The following is a 15,765-nucleotide window of genomic DNA, read 5'->3' on the forward strand; positions in this document are numbered from 1 at the left end:
CTGGACCGATTTAGATGGCCTGCAACAATGGGATTAGAACAGTATGATTGGGAGCCATCCAGGGTGATAACTGGCATGAAGGGAAAGGTCCGAGAGGCGCGTTTAAAGTCTTTAGGGAACGCGGTGAATCCGGTTCAAGTGCTGCCGATCCTTTGGGGAATAAAGCAGATTCACGATGCAGTTTAACAAAATGCTCATTTTGAAAAAGAGAGGTGAACACAATGGGTTCCACGGCAGTTAAATCGAAGTGTGAACGTGAACCTTGCACGCGTGAGCGGTATGAACTATGGAAATCCCCAATGCAGAACGACAAACGATGGGTTTGTAAAACTTGCTGGAACATGCTCTACAAGCAGTCGAAAGTTTCAAAGTGAGTCATGGATACAAACTGTGTATTAAGGCAAGGAGGTGGGCGGTCAATGCAGGTATTTGCTTACTGCTGGGCATGCAACAAAGAGTACGATGTAAGTCGATGGTCTAACAAGTACGGCGTTAAATGCGACTCACCCGAATGCGATGGTTATGTGATTGGTCCAACTGGAAGTATAAAACCTCGAATAGTCGGTGACTTTTCGAAGACACCGGAACCATTGATAAAGGTAATATCATCGAACTGAATTTAACTTATTAGTTATTAAGGAAAGGCGGGTTTAAATGGTGAAGTGCCACGCTTGCAACGGAAGGGGCTCTTTTGACCAGCATGAAATGTGCTTGTATTGCGAAGGCAGCGGAGTACAAGAAATTGGGGAGGAAAAAACGATGGAAAATAAAGGTCTGATCGTGAAATATGATGTGCGCAAAGTGGACAATGGGGAGCTGGTAAACAACTGCTTTGTTCTTCGTCCAGATATAGACGGGGCAGCAGTAGCAGCACTCCGTAAATATGCCGAAGTCACAACCAATGGAAAATTGAGTAACGACATCACCAATTGGCTTGATTCCATTGTTAATGAAAAAACGAAGAATTTGAAAGCTTTCGCCATTGGTCCAGATCGATATGAGGTTGTAGTGGGCTATGACAAAGAATCTGTCGTAGCGTGGTACAAGCAGACGACAAGGATTAGCGAAGAAGACTGGGCTGCATATGAGGTAAGCGACTACCCAATGGATAAATCAGTTCAGGTGGAAGCATTGAGGGGGACTCCGTACGAAACCACAACCGTCCGCGAATGGGTGCATGACGTTAAATCATTTCCATGCGTGGCTTGGTGGAAGGAGTAGTTTATCAAAACGGTAATTGAGTCTAACTCTCTTCTACTATCTCGCACTGATTTTTTAACATTTCGTTGACAATCGCGTCATGCAGATCTTCATCTTCAATCAACAAAAGTGTATTTGTAACACGGTTACAAACAAAATAACGACCATCCATCTTGACTAAAACATAATTTTCTTTTCCGGTTGTCCAAATGAGTTTGTAGTTATCTAAATCCATTTTTATCTTCACTCCTTTCGATAATTTAGGGAAGAGCGAAAGAGCATGTCTGCTCTCTCCTAATCTGAATCCACACATATTACCATTTTGGAGGGCGGCAATCAGGTTGTCAATGAATAGGAAACACAACACACGATTTGTAAAGCAGGAGGGGAAGTCATGAAAACCGTTAAGCTAAAAAAAGGCATCGGGCTGGATAAACTATTTGCTTTCGGATTTGAGGAAGACCAAGCCAATTGCGAAAAGGGCGACACCTATTATCACTTGAACAATTATTACGTTCAAAAGGGCGATTTCAGGATTACGGTTAGTACCATCAGTGGTCACGTAGATATCTTGTGTTTGGCTAAGGAGTCAGGCCTCCATAATATGTTCGATCTTACGCCATTGTTCGATTTGATGACATCCGGTCTAGTGGAAATCGAGGACTTGGCAGATTAACAAACCAATCGATTTGATAAATAGGAGGCGAAGGTATGGGATGGAACTTCCCTTTGTGGTTCACCTTCATCGTGGCGCCGTGGGCGGTTGTCATACATGTAATCTGGAATTTGTTTACGATGCAATGGTGGAAGTTGAGATGGGCGACAGTCGAGGCTATGGTAGTATCTTTTGTCTTGATAGGACTTCAATTGGCAGGCTTATACTTCGTAATCAAGTCGATTTTGTAATCGCAGAAATTCAAAATAGCCATGTTGAAAAACTGGAGGGTGTCCGATGAGAGAATTCTTCAAGATTTCTTTTTGCGATGGTCTCGATAAGAAAGTGATAATCGCCAGCAACAAATACGAGGCAGTGGGGTACTACCTGATGGAAGTACAGAAGGAGTACGACTGCTGCATTGAAGACCTTGACGAGATCGAAGTGTTATCACCAGATCATAACGTTGAAGTATCATGCATTGGATGGCCCGAGCACAAGACGCTTATGGAAATCTACAAGGAAAAAGAATACGGGGATACGCCTCAAGTGGTTGTGGGGCTTGAGTGATCTTAACAAAACATTACTTGTGAGAAGGAGGAGAATGGAATGCCGGATGTAGAGAAAATATTCGTCCATATGAAAAACCTGAGAACCGGGCATGTACGGGTTAGGGAAGTGTTGGCGATGGTAGCTTTCGAAATCGATGGATATAAGTTTTATTTTCACGACGATCAAATTACAGATGGATTGTGCGGTTGCCACATCGGTACGAATCAACTAATGAAACCAACCATGAAGTTTATTGATGACATCAAAGAAAAAACGCAAAGTCACATGGATGAGTATATACGACGGGCGAAACTGATAAAAACTCAATCTCCGATTAACTGGAAGCCAATGGATGTGTCACATGTTACACGAGCTGAAAACATGGCCCAAGCACTTCGCAGACGTACGCGCAGGCATAAAAACCGCCGAGCTGCGGCTGAATGATCGGAACTATCAGCCTGGGGATGTGCTGGTGCTGCGGGAATACGATCCAGAAGCAGCCGAGTACACCGGCGAGGTTGAGACGAGGACTGTCACCCATGTACTGGAAGGACAAGCATGGTTACAACCAGGAGTAGTGATGCTGTCAATGAGTGGAGGGGAACGGGATGCAAGCAGTAACCGAGGAAACACACCAGGGTTTTCAGGTAGATGAAGATAATGCCCAGGGCGAGAACTGCTGGAGCTGCGGGCATTGGTTAATCGGAGGAGGCTGTTGGAAGAACGGTCAGATGAGTGAAGCAGGCTGGCGAGATACTGGCCCAAGTGATTCCTGCGATGAATGGGTAGCTGAAGGGACGGACGGAACGATTACAGGGCTGATTGCAAGTCATAACGCTGGGGAAGGTGAATCTGATGCAAGCAAGACGTGAGGTAAAATACCGGGCGTTTGTTCACTCAGTAAAATGGGTAGTCGATGTGGTTGCAATTGATTTCTCTATAAACGAAGTAGAACTGGACATGTCTGGTACTGGCGACACTGCATACTACCGGTTTAACGAAGTAGATTTATTGCAATTCACCGGAGTACACGATGATCAAGACCAGGGGGAAGAATTCTACGATGGGGACATTGCAGAAGTCTTATACGAAGGACACACACATATCTGCAAGGTCAAAATTGAAGGATGCGCTCCAATGTTTGTAGCCGACAGCCTTCCTGATGGATTCCTTTGGTTGACAGAAATATTAGAGTGCGATTCTGGTCATTGGTGGGCGGAAGGAACCAAGAGGATCGGAAACATCTACGACAATCCTGAGCTGCTGGAGGTGGGCAACTAATGGAGCTGACCCTGAAATTTGATAGGGCGATAATAAACGATGAGTATCTTGAATGGAACAAGATTCAGGAAAACGAAGCTGTAATTGGTATGTTGAACGGTAAGAAATGCATCATTCAAAATATCACAGATGAACAACACGAGCATATTAGAAAACAAGCAATGGATGCTCATTTAGCAAAGCAAAAGGATATTTAACATAAGAGAAATTGTGATGAGGAGGACGGACTGTGAAAAAAGTGAAGTTTCTAACCACTGATACAAAAAACGTTCCACTCAACGAGTTTGAGGATCAAATCAAAACTGAAATTGAAATGATCAAAATGTTTGCTAAGACAAGCAATCCTTTGGTGGACATAAAAATCGTGGCGCACGAAAAAAGAGAAGTTGTTCCAGATTAAACGAGAAATTGTGATGAGGTGAGAATGTGAAGCGTGAACATTACTGCCCATGCTGCGGTTTGTTTTTCTGGCATGAGCAATACCAGCAAAACGGCGAACGGATTGAATACGTAGCTGCTAGTTGTCCGAATCCAAAATGCGAATCACAGAAACAGCCTGCCGATTATATGGTGTTTGCGGTAGATACGTTTGGATTTGCATATTTCGCAGAAGCGAATAAAAAAGAGATTGATCAAAACAAATGGTCATCTGCACGCTATGCACCACCAGGAGCACTGGAGATATACAAGAGGCAAGGATTTAGGATAGTTGATGATTGCTCGCAGGTAGCAACTCCCAAACCAATAAGCGAGTGGATCAGACAGCAAACCGATTTATCTTCAGAAGAACGGGACGAGCTTGCAGAAGATTTGGAGAACTACTTCGTGCAGCGGCGCAAGCGCATAGAGCAAGAGAAATTGTGATGAGGAGGAGTTAGAAATGTCTAGCTTTGAGCATTTGCCACTACAGATCGGTGATAAACTAGTTCTTTTGCAGGACATGGAATTCATAGACGAAGAAGATGAAACATTCATGGTTGCGAAAGGTACTGTTCTTGAAGTCGAATCCATGGACTACAATCGCGCATATTATCGTGACTTCGCTTACTATGCCGAATCCGGGGATTTGGAGATCGTTGTTAGGCACACAGATTACGGTAAAAAGTACGTAAAGCATAACGATCAATGAGACAGTCATTTGATTGGCGGAACGTTTTTCTATGGGGCTTGGCATTCGGCTCTGATGTAACAATGGTGTGTTTAGGACCAGTAACGCTGTTTATTCCCAAGCGGATGAAGGTGATAAGGAGGGGAAGTTCATGAAGGCTCCAAAACGATACGAATGTTTGGAATGTGGATTTATTAGCAGCCGATCCAAGACAATGAAAGTCAAATACGGCAGCGTAACTATTCTTGGATTTGCCATCTGCTTTAAATGCAGAGGACGAGTGAAAGAACGCGAAGAATGGATTGAATGGAATAGACAGGAGTACATGAAGTGGGAAGCCGACAGGTATAAATGGCTTGAGGAGCAGGCTAAAAAGAGAGGGTTGTTGGCTTAATCACTTAACAAAATATTTCGTGTGATAAGAATGGAGGGAAAACAGATGAGAGACCTACAATTCCAGCTTCAACAACATTCGCTGTATAGACACTACAAAGGAAACCTTTACTACGTAGTGGGTTTGGCTGAACACTCCGAAACAAATGAATTGATGGTAGTATACCACGCATTATACGGCGACAACGAAATGTGGGTTAGGCCGTTGGAAATGTTTCTTTCAGAGGTTGAGGAAGGCAAGGAGAATCCGACAGGTCAAAAATATCGATTTGAACTGGCTCAGTAAATTGACGATCCGGTGAAGGGGTGGGAACAATGATGCCTGCTGGAATCCGAGATGACGGACAACACAAAACGTTTGAAACTGGGGCAAAACGAGATCGAGCTTCAGGTAAAGGTAGGTATGATTTGCTCTCGCCTGTAGCAATACGCCGAATAGCACAAAGAAGCGAGTTGGGTGAAATCAAATACGGCGATGGACGCAATTGGGAAAAAGGTATGCCGATCAGCGAGTTTATGGACAGCGCTTTGAGGCACATCTTCCAATACATGGCTGGCGATACTCAAGAGGACCATTTGGCGGCAGCAGCTTGGAATCTCAATTGTGCCATGCACCTTGAAGAAACAATGCCGCAAATGCAGAACATCCCTGCTCGGCAGGAACAATAGGGAGGGGATAGCTTGACTGTGATAGATAACTTTGGTCACACCTATAGCGAACTGGTAGCAGAAATCAATATGTTGGAAGCCAGGATGAATGACCTACTCACAGAAAGGCGATTTCTTCTGAAGAGCATGAATTCAACAGCACCAAAAGGAATGGGCGCGGTTGACTATTCAAAGGATCAGGTGCAGTCGAATTTCGTTCCATATACTTTGGATCGGATCGTGGAACGAATGAATAAGATTGATACTATGATTCAACAGGTGGATGAGCAACTAAAGGCAAAGCGAGAGACGCTGAGTAAACTGGACAGTATTTTGGCGCAAATGGACGGTCTTGAATACAAAGTTGCATTTATGCGAGACAAATTGAATATGAAGTTGCACGAGATTGCTGATAAGTTGGGATATAGCTACGATCATATCCGAAGAGTATCCAGCAGAATTCAAAAGATGCCACATCGATGCCACATACAGCATAAATTTTCTAGTGTAAACTAGGTTACAGGTCGAGGTAAAGGTTTGTTTTTGCAACTGATATGAAACGAGGGATCGGGGATATCCCGGTCGAGTAAAGCCGCTCAGAAATGGGCGGTTTTTTTATTGGAGGTGAGACTGGTGAAATGGTTATTAAAATTTCTCAGACGTATGGCTCCATGTAATGGGCTTCAGCCACGTAATCGGCAAGAAAGAAGGCGCGGACGAGCATTATAAATGACTAGGGGCTTAAGAAACAATATTGATTTAAAGGTGGGCGATGGTATGGAAATCAAGTTGACACGAGAAGAGATAGAAATGGCAATCAAGATTCATGTTTTCTCGAAGACAGGCATGCGAGTCGGGGAAGATGCTGCTGTAAATTTCGTCAAAGATGGGAACTCAACCCGTGTTGATTCTGTATCAGTGCAAATCTAACGCGCTTTCAATCTTGTTTCGTAAGCCTCTCTTTTGAATACTCCAATCCTGGTTGCGATCATCCATGATCATAAACACCATGTGCAGCTCATACCCGTTCTACCTCGGGCAACCGCGACCACAGTGGTGAAAGGATTGGATCGTGGCGGCAACCTCACGCCGAAGCAAATGGGGTATTTAGTGTGAAACCAACAGGAAAACCCTCCCTTGTTGTCGAAGGATGTGGAAAAGGAGGGGTTTTATTGAAAACAAGAATCTATTTAAGCAATGGCAAAGAGTATTTGGTGCCATATGGTATTGAGCGGCTTAACGAAAACTTCCTTACTCATAAAGATGGTTCTTTAATTAATGGGATGGTTTACTTTATGGGATTCGCATTAAATCCAAGTCACATAGCTTCGTTAGAAGAGGTGAACGACGAGCCTCGAAAAGTACAAGATAAACCTCCATACCTGTAAAGCACCCACGCGGTGCTTTTTTCTTTTGCAAAACAAACACTATGTTAACGAAGGAAAGCTGTAAAAAAGTAATGCTGTTTATGCAGTTTTTTATGCAATATGCGACTCGGGAAATAAAGAAAAACATTGATATATCGAGGTTGTATAAAAATGCATCTCGAGATAAAAAGGAAGCAATTTTAATCACACCTTGAAAACATAACGTTTTCGGGTGGTTTTCGTTTTGTTAGCTGAGTCCGATAGGGACTATTATGTTAACTTGTTCAGGGTCTTTATGCATGTTTTATGCAGTCAAGGACTCGTCATTTTTAAATAGGGCGGTGAGGTGATATGTAGTGGCAAGGGAAAGGAGCCCTAATCGACAAAAGGCGTTCGATCTATGGAACGATAGCCAAGGGACGCTTCCGTTAAAGGATATAGCTCATGCTCTTGGAGTTTCGGACTCTCAGGTTCGCAAATGGAAGAACCAAGACGCGTGGAAGTTGGGTAGCAAAAGTAACGTTACTGATGACAAAGGTAACGTTACCAATAAACGCTCTGGAGGGCAGATTGGCAATAAAAACGCGGTTGGTAATCGGGGAGGACCAGGAGCGCCAAAAGGTAACAAATACGCTGTTGGTAATTCAGGCGGGTCTGCGCCTCTCGGGAACAGTAACGCTGTGACTCACGGTTTTTTTCGCAAGTACTTCCCAGATGAAGCACTGGAGATCATGGAGGAGTTAGAAACGCGCTCTCCGCTCGACATGCTCTGGGACAACATTGTCATTCAGTATACGGCGATTATCCGGGCGCAGCAGATCATGTTTGTCCGTGACCAGCAGGATGAAACCAAAGTATTGAAGAAGCTTAAACCACTTGAGTTCGGAGACGAGAAGGAATGGGAGTATCAGCACGCTTGGGATAAACAAGCAACCTTCCTCAATGCTCAATCACGCGCAATGGCTACACTTCAATCATTGATCAAACAGTATGAGGAAATGTGCAACAAGGGGCTGGCGACAGAAGAACAGCAACTCAGGGTCGAGAAATTGAAAGGTGAAATAGCCCTTATTGAACAGAAGGCAAGTCGAGACGATGACAAACCAATCGAAATAGTCATCAAGCGTAAGGGTGATTCCTCATGATCGAAAAAGAGGTAAACCCACACTTTGAAGACTTTCTATTTGATTGGAATCAGAAGTTTCAATTTCTGGTCGGTGGCTATGGATCATCTAAGAGTTATCACATTGCTCTAAAACTGGTTCTAAAGTTACTCGAAGAAAAACGGACTGCGCTGGTTATCCGTGAGGTTTATGAAACCATCAGGGAATCGTGCTTTTCGTTGCTTGAAGAGATAATCATTGATCTAGGGCTGGAGCATAAAATCAAATGCCCGACATCACCTATGCAAATTCGATTCCCAAACGGTAGTAAGATCATCTTCAAAGGAATGGATAAGCCCGCAAAGCTAAAGTCGATCAATAATGTATCAATCATCTGGATAGAAGAGTGTTCAGAAGTAAAATACGCTGGATTTAAAGAGCTTATTGGGCGCTTGCGGCATCCGGATTTAAAGCTGCACATGCTTCTTTCGACGAATCCAGTCGGCGAGGATAATTGGTCGTTTAAGCATTTCTTCAAGGATGTTGAGAATGACCGTTTTATCCTGGATGACGATGATTTGTATGAAAAGCGAACGATTGTTGTTGGTGACACGTACTATCATCACTCTACGGCTGATGATAACTTATTCTTGCCTGCTTCTTACGTTGAACAGTTAGAGGAACTAAAAGAGTACGACCCAGACCTTTACCGGATTGCTCGGAAAGGTCGTTTTGGCGTTAATGGAGTAAAAGTGATACCTCAGTTCGAAGTGAAGTCTCATAACGTGGTTATGGATGCAATCAGGACGCTCAGATCACCAATCAAACGGAACGGTATGGACTTTGGTTTTGAGGAGTCGTATAACGCTCTGGTACGGCTGGCGATCGATCATGACAACAAGATACTCTACATCTTCTGGGAGTACTACAAGAATAAAACGACTGACGATATCACAGCAGAAGAAATCGCAGAGTTTAAAAAAACGTATGAGCTGATCAAAGCTGACAGTGCAGAACCGAAGACTATTCAGTACTTTAGGCAAAAAGGATTCAACATAAAGGCAGCTAAGAAGTTTCAAGGCTCTCGATTGCAGTACACAAGGAAAGTGAAACGATTCAAAAAGATCATTTGCTCTGATGAATGTAAGAACGTCATTAGGGAATTGAAGAATCTCACATACGCCACAGACAAAAATGGCAACATCATTCCAGACGAGTTTAACATCGACCCGCATACATTCTCAGCGATCTGGTATGCACTCGATGATTACGAGGTTGCGGACCTTAAGGGTGGTTCCGTCTGGTTCCCTGAAGGAAGGAGGTAAAGCATGGGTTTTCTTGATCCAAACATTTTCGATTACAACCCTCAAGAGCATATAGACAGCATCCTCATAAAGGGCAGGCTGTCAGCTATGAGCATTGAACAGATTATCAACCAAGAAGTCAGCGAGTGGAAATCGTCGCAGAAACGCAAATGGATGTTGACTGGGGAACGATATTACCGCAACAAGACAGACATCTTAGAACGGCAAAGGATGGCAGTAGGCGAAAGTGGCGCTTTAGAGCCTGTAGCAAACCTTGCCAATAACAAGCTTGCCAATGCTTTTGTGCGTAAACTGGTCGATCAAAAAGTTGGCTATCTGCTAGGTAAACCTTTGAGTGTACAGACTGACAAAGATGAATACGCTAAGTTGCTAAACGGTTTCTTTGACAAAGCGATGATGCGCAGGCTGCAATCAACTGGCAAAGAGGCGGTAAACAAAGGCATCGGTTGGATGCATGTCTATTACGATGAAAACGGGAATCTTAGCTTCAAAAAGATGTGCAGCGAGGAAATCATACCTCTTTGGAGAGACGAAGCTCACACGGTCTTAGATGCCATTATTCGCGTGTATGATGTCGTTGTATTCGAGGGTACACAGCGTAAAACGGTGACTAAGGCAGAGTGGTGGGACACAAACGGCGTTAAACGATACGTTTATGATGGGATCGGAATTCAGCCGGATATAGAGGCTGGCGAGGCTGGATCACATTTGTTTATGGATGTAGAAGGGCAGGAAGAACCAGCAGCACTAAACTGGCAACGTATCCCGTTCATCCCGTTCAAGTACAACGAAGAAGAACAGCCACTTGTTGAGTTAATCAAGTCACTTGTTGATGACTATGACCGCAACAAGAGCGACAACAGCAACAACCTAGAAGACCTGCCAAACAGCCTTTTTGTTGTAAAGAACTACAACGGAACAGACGCTGGTGAATTTAGAAAGAACATTTCGGTCTACCGGACAGTATTTACTGAAGGTGATGGCGGTCTTGATTCAGTATCAATCGATATCGACACAGAAGCATACAAAACGCACATGGAAATTGCTAGGAAGGACATTTACGAGTTCGGACGCGGCGTAGATACAACATCCGAGAACTTTGGCGGAGATAAGTCAGGCGTGGCTCTGAAGTTCCTGTATGCCGATCTGGACATGGACGCAAATATGATGGAGACAGAGTTTCAGGCATCATTGGAGCAATTGTTATGGTTCATTAACATGCATTTGTACAACACAACAAAGGTTGATTACAGCGCCGAACAAGTGGACTTCATATTCAACCGTGACATCATGATTAATGAGACGCAAGTAATCGAAGATATCAAAAACAGTGTTGGTCTTCTTTCAGACGAAACCTTGTTAGCAAACCATCCTTATGTGACAGATGTTAATGCTGAAAAGAAACGTAAGGAAGAAGAAAAGGAACGATCGATGCAAGAGTTAGACACATATGCTGGACTTCCAGGCGATAATCTGGATGGTTCTACAGAAGGCGAGGGAGAAGAATGAGCAATGTTGATGTAAATAAATACATTGAGGTCGCTAATGAAGCAGCGATTGTTTTACAAGACATTATGGGGAGTTCGACTTCTGGTCCAGTAGCTAGAGCAATCGCAGCATCTACACTGTTGCATCATTGTGAATCAGTTGTCGGAGCCGAACGATTGAAGGCAAAGGCTAGGGCAAAATCATGTAAGCGTCCAGTTGATCATCAGCCCACCGTTAATGTTCACGTTCAAAAAACCACAGATGTAGACCCTGCAATTATTTATGAAAACGTTCGTAAACTTGGGATGAATGTTGAAGAGGCAATGAAACTTGGGCGATCCATGTATTAATCGAAACGAGATGATGCCATATGAAACCACAAACCTATTGGCAGAAACGCTCAGAGCAGCTTCATAACGAACAGTTCAAAAAGACGGACAAATATATTGGCTCAACGTTAAAACGTGAATACGACCGCGCCATGACCTCTATACAGCGTGATATTGAAGTGTTTTATCAAAGGTTCGCAACCAATAACGAAATAGACTTGGCTGAGGCACGCAAGCTACTAAACAGCGACCAACTCAATGAGTTCAAAATGAGCCTGGAAGAGTTTACGGATCTTGCTAAGAACAATCCAGACGGACGTTGGACACAAATCCTCAACAACGTATACTACAAAGTCCGAGTAACACGACTGCAAGCTCTGCAAATTCAGATCGAGGCTGCCATACAGTCAGTGAACATGAAACAGAATGAGCAAATGACAGAACTGCTTGGTGATATCTACACGGACACCTATTACCGGACAATTTTCGAGATTCAAAAGGGCCTGGGAATGGGTACAACGTTTGCCAAAGTAGGCGATGTCCAAAAGATTGTTAGGCAACCGTGGCTTGAGGAGAACTTTTCAAAGCGAATCTGGAAAGACAACTCCAAACTGGTTCAACAACTACAGACGCTGTTTAGCCAATCCCTCATTCGAGGTGACAGCAGTGACTATACAGCAAAGGTCATCGCCGAACGAATGGGAGTGGGCTACAGAGCCGCGCAACGTTTAGTGAGGACAGAAGCTAGCCATATCCAAAATGAGGCGTCATTTGCTGGCTATAAAGAGTCTGGCGTGGTACAGAAATATGAGTTCTTAGCAACATTGGATAGTCGTACAAGCTCGATTTGTAGGTCCATGGATAACGAGGTATTCACTCTGGCGGATAAGGAAATAGGCGTAAACTTCCCACCATTGCACGCTAATTGTCGATCAACAACGGTTCCTTACTTTGATGATGAGATTAACCCAGGGGAACGGATTGCTCGAGACTCGAGAGGTAGTTATATGGTGACGGGAAACCTTTCCTATCGTGAATGGCTAGAAAAATACGCAAAGGGATGATGGACGGTGAATATCGAAGACATCGCAAGGGTTTGTCACGAAGTTAATCGTGCATATTGCAACAGCATTGGAGATGATAGTCAATCTTCTTGGGAAGACGCTCCTGATTGGCAACGGCAAAGTGCTAAAAATGGCGTAGAGTTCCATCTGGACTGCGAGACGACGCCAGAACAATCGCATGAAAATTGGATGCAAGAGAAAATTGCTGCTGGTTGGATATATGGACCAGAAAAGGATCCAGAAAAGAAAGAACATCCTTGCATGGTTCCGTATGATCAACTCCCAATTGAACAGCGTACCAAGGATTATCTTTTTAAAGCAATTGTTGACTGTTTCAAATAGCAGATGTGTTGTATTTGCCCTGCCAAAAGGCGTTAAACTGGGTAAATTCATCACCGGACGCGACCGGGAAAACAAGCGAAGATGAAAGGATGATCATATATGGATTGGCTCAAAGAACTGCTCAAAGGAATGCAACTTTCTGAGGAGCAAATCAAACAAATCACGGAAGGGGTTGAAGGCAATTACAAAGGTTATGTGCCTGAGCATCGATTCAAAGAAGTCAATGATGCTAAGAAGTCGCTGGAAACCACCTTGAAAGAACGTGATCAGCAACTAACGGACTTGAAAAAGTCTGCTGAAGGTAACGAAACCTTGCAAACCAAGATCAAAGAGCTTGAAGATGCAAACAAACAAGCAGCTGATAAGTACCAAACCGAATTGAAGGAACTGCGTACTAACACGGCGTTGAAACTTGCGTTGAATGGGAAGGTTCATGATCCTGACCTTGTATCCAGTCTACTGGACAAAACGAAAATCGAACTAGACGATGCTGGCAATGTAAAAGCTGGTTTCGATGATCAACTTAAAGCCCTGCAAGAGAGCAAGGCTTTTTTGTTTGTGCCAGAGGATAAAGGTGGATTTCAATTCCGAGGTTTCCAGCCTGCTGATGCAACTGGAGGAGGCGGAGGACAGCAGCCTAATATCGGTAAACAGTTGGCTGACCAAAACAAGCAGTCTAACGAAGCTCTTCAGCAAGCGCAAGCAAACTATTTCAAGTAAAACGGAGGTATAAACGATGAGTAAATTTGTCAAAACGCAATATGGAACACCGAAACAAATTCTAAAGTTTCCTGATCATTACGTAGCACTTGCAGTAACTGTTGATAATACAGGGATTGTTGCAGGTGCAGACGGAAAGAAAATCGTTCCTGCTGGAACAATCGTAGGTGGTGGCTTTTTGGCTGATGATACGAAGAAAGCGACTGTCATAAATGATGCGACTTCAGAGGGAGTACTGCTGAATGATGTTGATGTGACGCATGGTCCTGCTCCAGGTGCTGTGGTAATTCATGGATTCATTTCCACGTCTAAGCTTCCAACAGCCCCAGCAGCAACTGCTATCACAGCACTCAAACAAATCACATTTGTGAAGTAAGGGAGAGATAATTCATGACAACAATTTTTGATTTGATTAATGCACTTAACATTGCCACATATTACGAAGAAAATGGTTCAAATAAGATTCCGTATTTAGGAGAAACGTTGTTCCCAGCAAAGAAACAACTGGGTCTTGATTTGAGTTGGATCAAGGGCTTCAATGGCCTGCCTGTTCAATTGAAACCATCTGAATTCGACGCAAAGGCAACACTGCGTGACCGTGTGCATATGAACAAGATTGATACAGAAATGCCGTTTTTCCGTGAAGCTATGCGTGTAGGAGAGAAAGACCGCCAAGATCTACTGCGCTTGATGTCCTCTACAAACTCCCAATATTTGATGCCTGTTATCAACAAAATTTATGACGATGCTACTAATTTGGTAAATGGTGCTCGTGTTATTTCCGAACGAATGATTATGCAGTTGCTTTCTTCTGGCAAAATCTCAATCGCAGCAAACCGACTGAATTACGAATATGACTACCAAATGCCAGCTGCACACAAGGTAACCTTGACAGGTACGGATTTGTGGAGTGATCCAAACAGCAATCCAGTTGATGATATTCGCACATGGCAGGACTTGATTGAGGATGATACGGGTGTTCGTCCTGCTCGTGGTCTTTGCACACGTAAAACGTGGAATTACCTGCTTGCAAATGACACTATCCGCAAAGATATGAATCCTGTTGGTGGACAAAACTTGATTCTGACAGATTCTATGTTGCAACAATATTTTGCCACTAAATTGGGAGTTTCGATTGCGGTATACAACAAGAAATTCGCTCTTGAAGTAGGTGGTGCGGCTCAATTGTTCTATCCAGATGATTACTTTACACTTCTTCCGGACGGAAATTTGGGTAATTTGTATTATGGTACAACTCCTGAAGAAGCTGATTTGATGAGTGGCGGAACATCTGCTGAAGTTCAGGTTGTTAATACTGGTGTTGCAATCACAACGGTTAAGGAAACGCACCCCGTAAACGTGAATACCATTGTCAGTCAGATTTGTCTGCCATCATTCGAAACCATCGACACAATCCTAATTGCTAAAGTCGGTTAACAAGGAGAGGTTAAATGCCTCTCCTATTTAAATGGGGGTATGAAACGTGTTTGCTGAACAGAGTATCCAAGAAGTAGTGGAGTTAGTTGAAAGAGGAGAAATTACAGCACAAGAAGCGTTGGAAGCTGAGAAACAGGGGAAGAACCGAAAAACCTTGCTCAACACTCTGGAAAAAATGGTTGGTACAACTGATCGTGATGAAGATGATTCGAATAAACAAAATCAAGAAAACCAGAAATTGAGTGTGACCCTGCTAAAAAACATCAAATACAAGCGTAAGTGGTACAAAATTGGTGATGAGATCGAGATTGACTCAGGAGAAAGAGAAGCCTTTATAAGAGCCGAGATCATCGAGGAGTGATGAAATGACTTGGGATGAGCAAATAGCCAAGGTGCTTGAAAACGTCAAGCTGCGACTTGGGCTTGCTGATGGCACGCGGGATGCATTAATCACCTCGTACATTACGGAAATCGGCTTGCGCATTAAACATTACTGCAACATTTCATCCATACCTGATGATTTGGTTTATGTATGGACCTCAATGGCCATTGATGCTGTTCGTGTCGATCTTCCGAATGTGGATGAGATTGCCGATAGCGTTGGAGGAGGATCAAACGTAAAGGTTGGAGACACTTCAACAGCTAGTGGCGGATCAGGCGGAGAGTTATCGAACACAGCCAAATCAGTAATTGACAGCGTTGTGTTCAACTACAAGATGGATTTGCATAGGTACAGACGGTTGAGGTGGTAGC

At 43.6% G+C, this 15,765-nt stretch carries 30 protein-coding genes; 29 read left to right on the forward strand and 1 reads right to left on the reverse strand.

Going from position 1 to position 15,765, the window contains the following annotated elements:
- The first annotated feature begins 759 nt into the window (after nt 1-759).
- Nucleotides 760-1,221: a hypothetical protein gene (locus HP567_RS12925; protein ID WP_173611616.1), complete on the forward strand. Its 462-nt coding sequence runs from the start codon at nt 760-762 to the stop codon at nt 1,219-1,221.
- A 22-nt stretch (nt 1,222-1,243) separates the two neighbouring features.
- Here HP567_RS12925 and HP567_RS12930 read toward each other — a convergent pair whose 3' ends face one another.
- Nucleotides 1,244-1,435 (reverse strand): hypothetical protein, encoded by a 192-nt coding sequence (locus tag HP567_RS12930; protein ID WP_173611615.1) that lies wholly within the window; start codon nt 1,433-1,435, stop codon nt 1,244-1,246.
- 159 nt (nt 1,436-1,594) lie between these two features.
- Between HP567_RS12930 and HP567_RS12935 the strand changes: the two genes are divergently transcribed.
- The 28 genes from HP567_RS12935 to HP567_RS13070 all read left to right on the forward strand — a co-directional run bounded on the left by HP567_RS12935 (nt 1,595) and on the right by HP567_RS13070 (nt 15,764).
- Complete coding sequence (locus tag HP567_RS12935; protein WP_173611614.1) at nt 1,595-1,876, forward strand: hypothetical protein; 282 nt, start codon at nt 1,595-1,597, stop codon at nt 1,874-1,876.
- Nucleotides 1,877-1,911: 35 nt separating this feature from the next.
- Nucleotides 1,912-2,106 (forward strand): hypothetical protein, encoded by a 195-nt coding sequence (locus HP567_RS12940; RefSeq protein ID WP_173611613.1) that lies wholly within the window; start codon nt 1,912-1,914, stop codon nt 2,104-2,106.
- Between the two features lie 46 nt (nt 2,107-2,152).
- A complete protein-coding gene (locus HP567_RS12945; protein ID WP_173611612.1) occupies nt 2,153-2,425 on the forward strand; it encodes a hypothetical protein in 273 nt (90 codons plus the stop codon).
- Between the two features lie 39 nt (nt 2,426-2,464).
- Nucleotides 2,465-2,851 carry a hypothetical protein gene (locus tag HP567_RS12950; protein WP_173611436.1) on the forward strand — a complete coding sequence of 129 codons (387 nt, stop codon included), beginning with the start codon at nt 2,465-2,467 and terminating at the stop codon, nt 2,849-2,851.
- On the forward strand, nt 2,769-3,062 hold the full coding sequence (locus HP567_RS12955) for a DUF3850 domain-containing protein (protein ID WP_173611611.1): 294 nt from the start codon (nt 2,769-2,771) through the stop codon (nt 3,060-3,062). The genes HP567_RS12950 and HP567_RS12955 overlap by 83 nt, the downstream gene beginning before the upstream one ends.
- Nucleotides 3,016-3,279 carry a hypothetical protein gene (locus HP567_RS12960; RefSeq protein WP_173611610.1) on the forward strand — a complete coding sequence of 88 codons (264 nt, stop codon included), beginning with the start codon at nt 3,016-3,018 and terminating at the stop codon, nt 3,277-3,279. Before HP567_RS12955 ends, HP567_RS12960 begins: the two co-directional genes overlap by 47 nt.
- Nucleotides 3,263-3,688, forward strand: a complete 426-nt coding sequence (locus tag HP567_RS12965; protein WP_173611609.1) for a YopX family protein — start codon at nt 3,263-3,265, stop codon at nt 3,686-3,688. The genes HP567_RS12960 and HP567_RS12965 overlap by 17 nt, the downstream gene beginning before the upstream one ends.
- Nucleotides 3,688-3,885: a hypothetical protein gene (locus HP567_RS12970; protein ID WP_173611608.1), complete on the forward strand. Its 198-nt coding sequence runs from the start codon at nt 3,688-3,690 to the stop codon at nt 3,883-3,885. The genes HP567_RS12965 and HP567_RS12970 overlap by 1 nt, the downstream gene beginning before the upstream one ends.
- Before the next feature lie 32 nt (nt 3,886-3,917).
- The gene (locus tag HP567_RS12975) at nt 3,918-4,088 is read left to right on the forward strand and encodes a hypothetical protein (RefSeq protein WP_173611607.1); all 171 of its coding nucleotides are present in this window, start codon (nt 3,918-3,920) and stop codon (nt 4,086-4,088) included.
- Between the two features lie 26 nt (nt 4,089-4,114).
- Nucleotides 4,115-4,552 (forward strand): hypothetical protein, encoded by a 438-nt coding sequence (locus HP567_RS12980; RefSeq protein WP_173611606.1) that lies wholly within the window; start codon nt 4,115-4,117, stop codon nt 4,550-4,552.
- Nucleotides 4,553-4,568: 16 nt separating this feature from the next.
- Nucleotides 4,569-4,817 (forward strand): hypothetical protein, encoded by a 249-nt coding sequence (locus HP567_RS12985; protein ID WP_173611605.1) that lies wholly within the window; start codon nt 4,569-4,571, stop codon nt 4,815-4,817.
- 130 nt (nt 4,818-4,947) lie between these two features.
- Entirely contained in the window at nt 4,948-5,190 is a 243-nt protein-coding gene (locus tag HP567_RS12990; protein WP_173611604.1) for a hypothetical protein, read from the forward strand.
- Nucleotides 5,191-5,235: 45 nt separating this feature from the next.
- The gene (locus HP567_RS12995; protein ID WP_173611603.1) at nt 5,236-5,475 is read left to right on the forward strand and encodes a DUF1653 domain-containing protein; all 240 of its coding nucleotides are present in this window, start codon (nt 5,236-5,238) and stop codon (nt 5,473-5,475) included.
- Nucleotides 5,476-5,504: 29 nt separating this feature from the next.
- Nucleotides 5,505-5,858 (forward strand): dATP/dGTP diphosphohydrolase domain-containing protein, encoded by a 354-nt coding sequence (locus HP567_RS13000; protein ID WP_173611602.1) that lies wholly within the window; start codon nt 5,505-5,507, stop codon nt 5,856-5,858.
- A gap of 12 nt (nt 5,859-5,870) precedes the next feature.
- Nucleotides 5,871-6,353 carry a hypothetical protein gene (locus tag HP567_RS13005; RefSeq protein ID WP_173611601.1) on the forward strand — a complete coding sequence of 161 codons (483 nt, stop codon included), beginning with the start codon at nt 5,871-5,873 and terminating at the stop codon, nt 6,351-6,353.
- Nucleotides 6,354-6,614: 261 nt separating this feature from the next.
- The gene (locus HP567_RS13010; protein ID WP_173611600.1) at nt 6,615-6,767 is read left to right on the forward strand and encodes a hypothetical protein; all 153 of its coding nucleotides are present in this window, start codon (nt 6,615-6,617) and stop codon (nt 6,765-6,767) included.
- Nucleotides 6,768-6,949: 182 nt separating this feature from the next.
- Nucleotides 6,950-7,225 (forward strand): hypothetical protein, encoded by a 276-nt coding sequence (locus HP567_RS13015; protein ID WP_173611599.1) that lies wholly within the window; start codon nt 6,950-6,952, stop codon nt 7,223-7,225.
- 335 nt (nt 7,226-7,560) lie between these two features.
- Nucleotides 7,561-8,349: a phage terminase small subunit gene (terS, locus tag HP567_RS13020; protein ID WP_173611598.1), complete on the forward strand. Its 789-nt coding sequence runs from the start codon at nt 7,561-7,563 to the stop codon at nt 8,347-8,349.
- A complete protein-coding gene (locus HP567_RS13025) occupies nt 8,346-9,632 on the forward strand; it encodes a PBSX family phage terminase large subunit (protein ID WP_173611597.1) in 1,287 nt (428 codons plus the stop codon). The genes terS and HP567_RS13025 overlap by 4 nt, the downstream gene beginning before the upstream one ends.
- A 3-nt stretch (nt 9,633-9,635) precedes the next feature.
- The gene (locus HP567_RS13030; protein WP_173611596.1) at nt 9,636-11,141 is read left to right on the forward strand and encodes a phage portal protein; all 1,506 of its coding nucleotides are present in this window, start codon (nt 9,636-9,638) and stop codon (nt 11,139-11,141) included.
- The gene (locus HP567_RS13035; protein WP_173611595.1) at nt 11,138-11,470 is read left to right on the forward strand and encodes a hypothetical protein; all 333 of its coding nucleotides are present in this window, start codon (nt 11,138-11,140) and stop codon (nt 11,468-11,470) included. Before HP567_RS13030 ends, HP567_RS13035 begins: the two co-directional genes overlap by 4 nt.
- Nucleotides 11,471-11,490: 20 nt before the next feature.
- Nucleotides 11,491-12,513, forward strand: coding sequence for a minor capsid protein (locus tag HP567_RS13040; RefSeq protein WP_173611594.1), 1,023 nt, complete (start codon nt 11,491-11,493; stop codon nt 12,511-12,513).
- Nucleotides 12,514-12,519: 6 nt separating this feature from the next.
- Entirely contained in the window at nt 12,520-12,855 is a 336-nt protein-coding gene (locus HP567_RS13045; RefSeq protein WP_173611593.1) for a RyR domain-containing protein, read from the forward strand.
- A gap of 99 nt (nt 12,856-12,954) precedes the next feature.
- Nucleotides 12,955-13,575: a phage scaffolding protein gene (locus tag HP567_RS13050; RefSeq protein ID WP_173611592.1), complete on the forward strand. Its 621-nt coding sequence runs from the start codon at nt 12,955-12,957 to the stop codon at nt 13,573-13,575.
- Nucleotides 13,576-13,591: 16 nt separating this feature from the next.
- Nucleotides 13,592-13,951 (forward strand): hypothetical protein, encoded by a 360-nt coding sequence (locus tag HP567_RS13055; RefSeq protein ID WP_173611591.1) that lies wholly within the window; start codon nt 13,592-13,594, stop codon nt 13,949-13,951.
- Between the two features lie 14 nt (nt 13,952-13,965).
- Nucleotides 13,966-15,012: a major capsid protein gene (locus tag HP567_RS13060; RefSeq protein ID WP_173611590.1), complete on the forward strand. Its 1,047-nt coding sequence runs from the start codon at nt 13,966-13,968 to the stop codon at nt 15,010-15,012.
- Nucleotides 15,013-15,058: 46 nt separating this feature from the next.
- Nucleotides 15,059-15,373: a DUF7210 family protein gene (locus tag HP567_RS13065; protein WP_173611589.1), complete on the forward strand. Its 315-nt coding sequence runs from the start codon at nt 15,059-15,061 to the stop codon at nt 15,371-15,373.
- 4 nt (nt 15,374-15,377) lie between these two features.
- Nucleotides 15,378-15,764, forward strand: coding sequence for a phage head-tail connector protein (locus HP567_RS13070; protein ID WP_173611588.1), 387 nt, complete (start codon nt 15,378-15,380; stop codon nt 15,762-15,764).
- Nucleotide 15,765 lies beyond the last annotated feature (1 nt).

This window comes from Brevibacillus sp. M2.1A (genome assembly GCF_013284355.2).
Taxonomy (GTDB): Bacteria; Bacillota; Bacilli; order Brevibacillales; family Brevibacillaceae; genus Brevibacillus.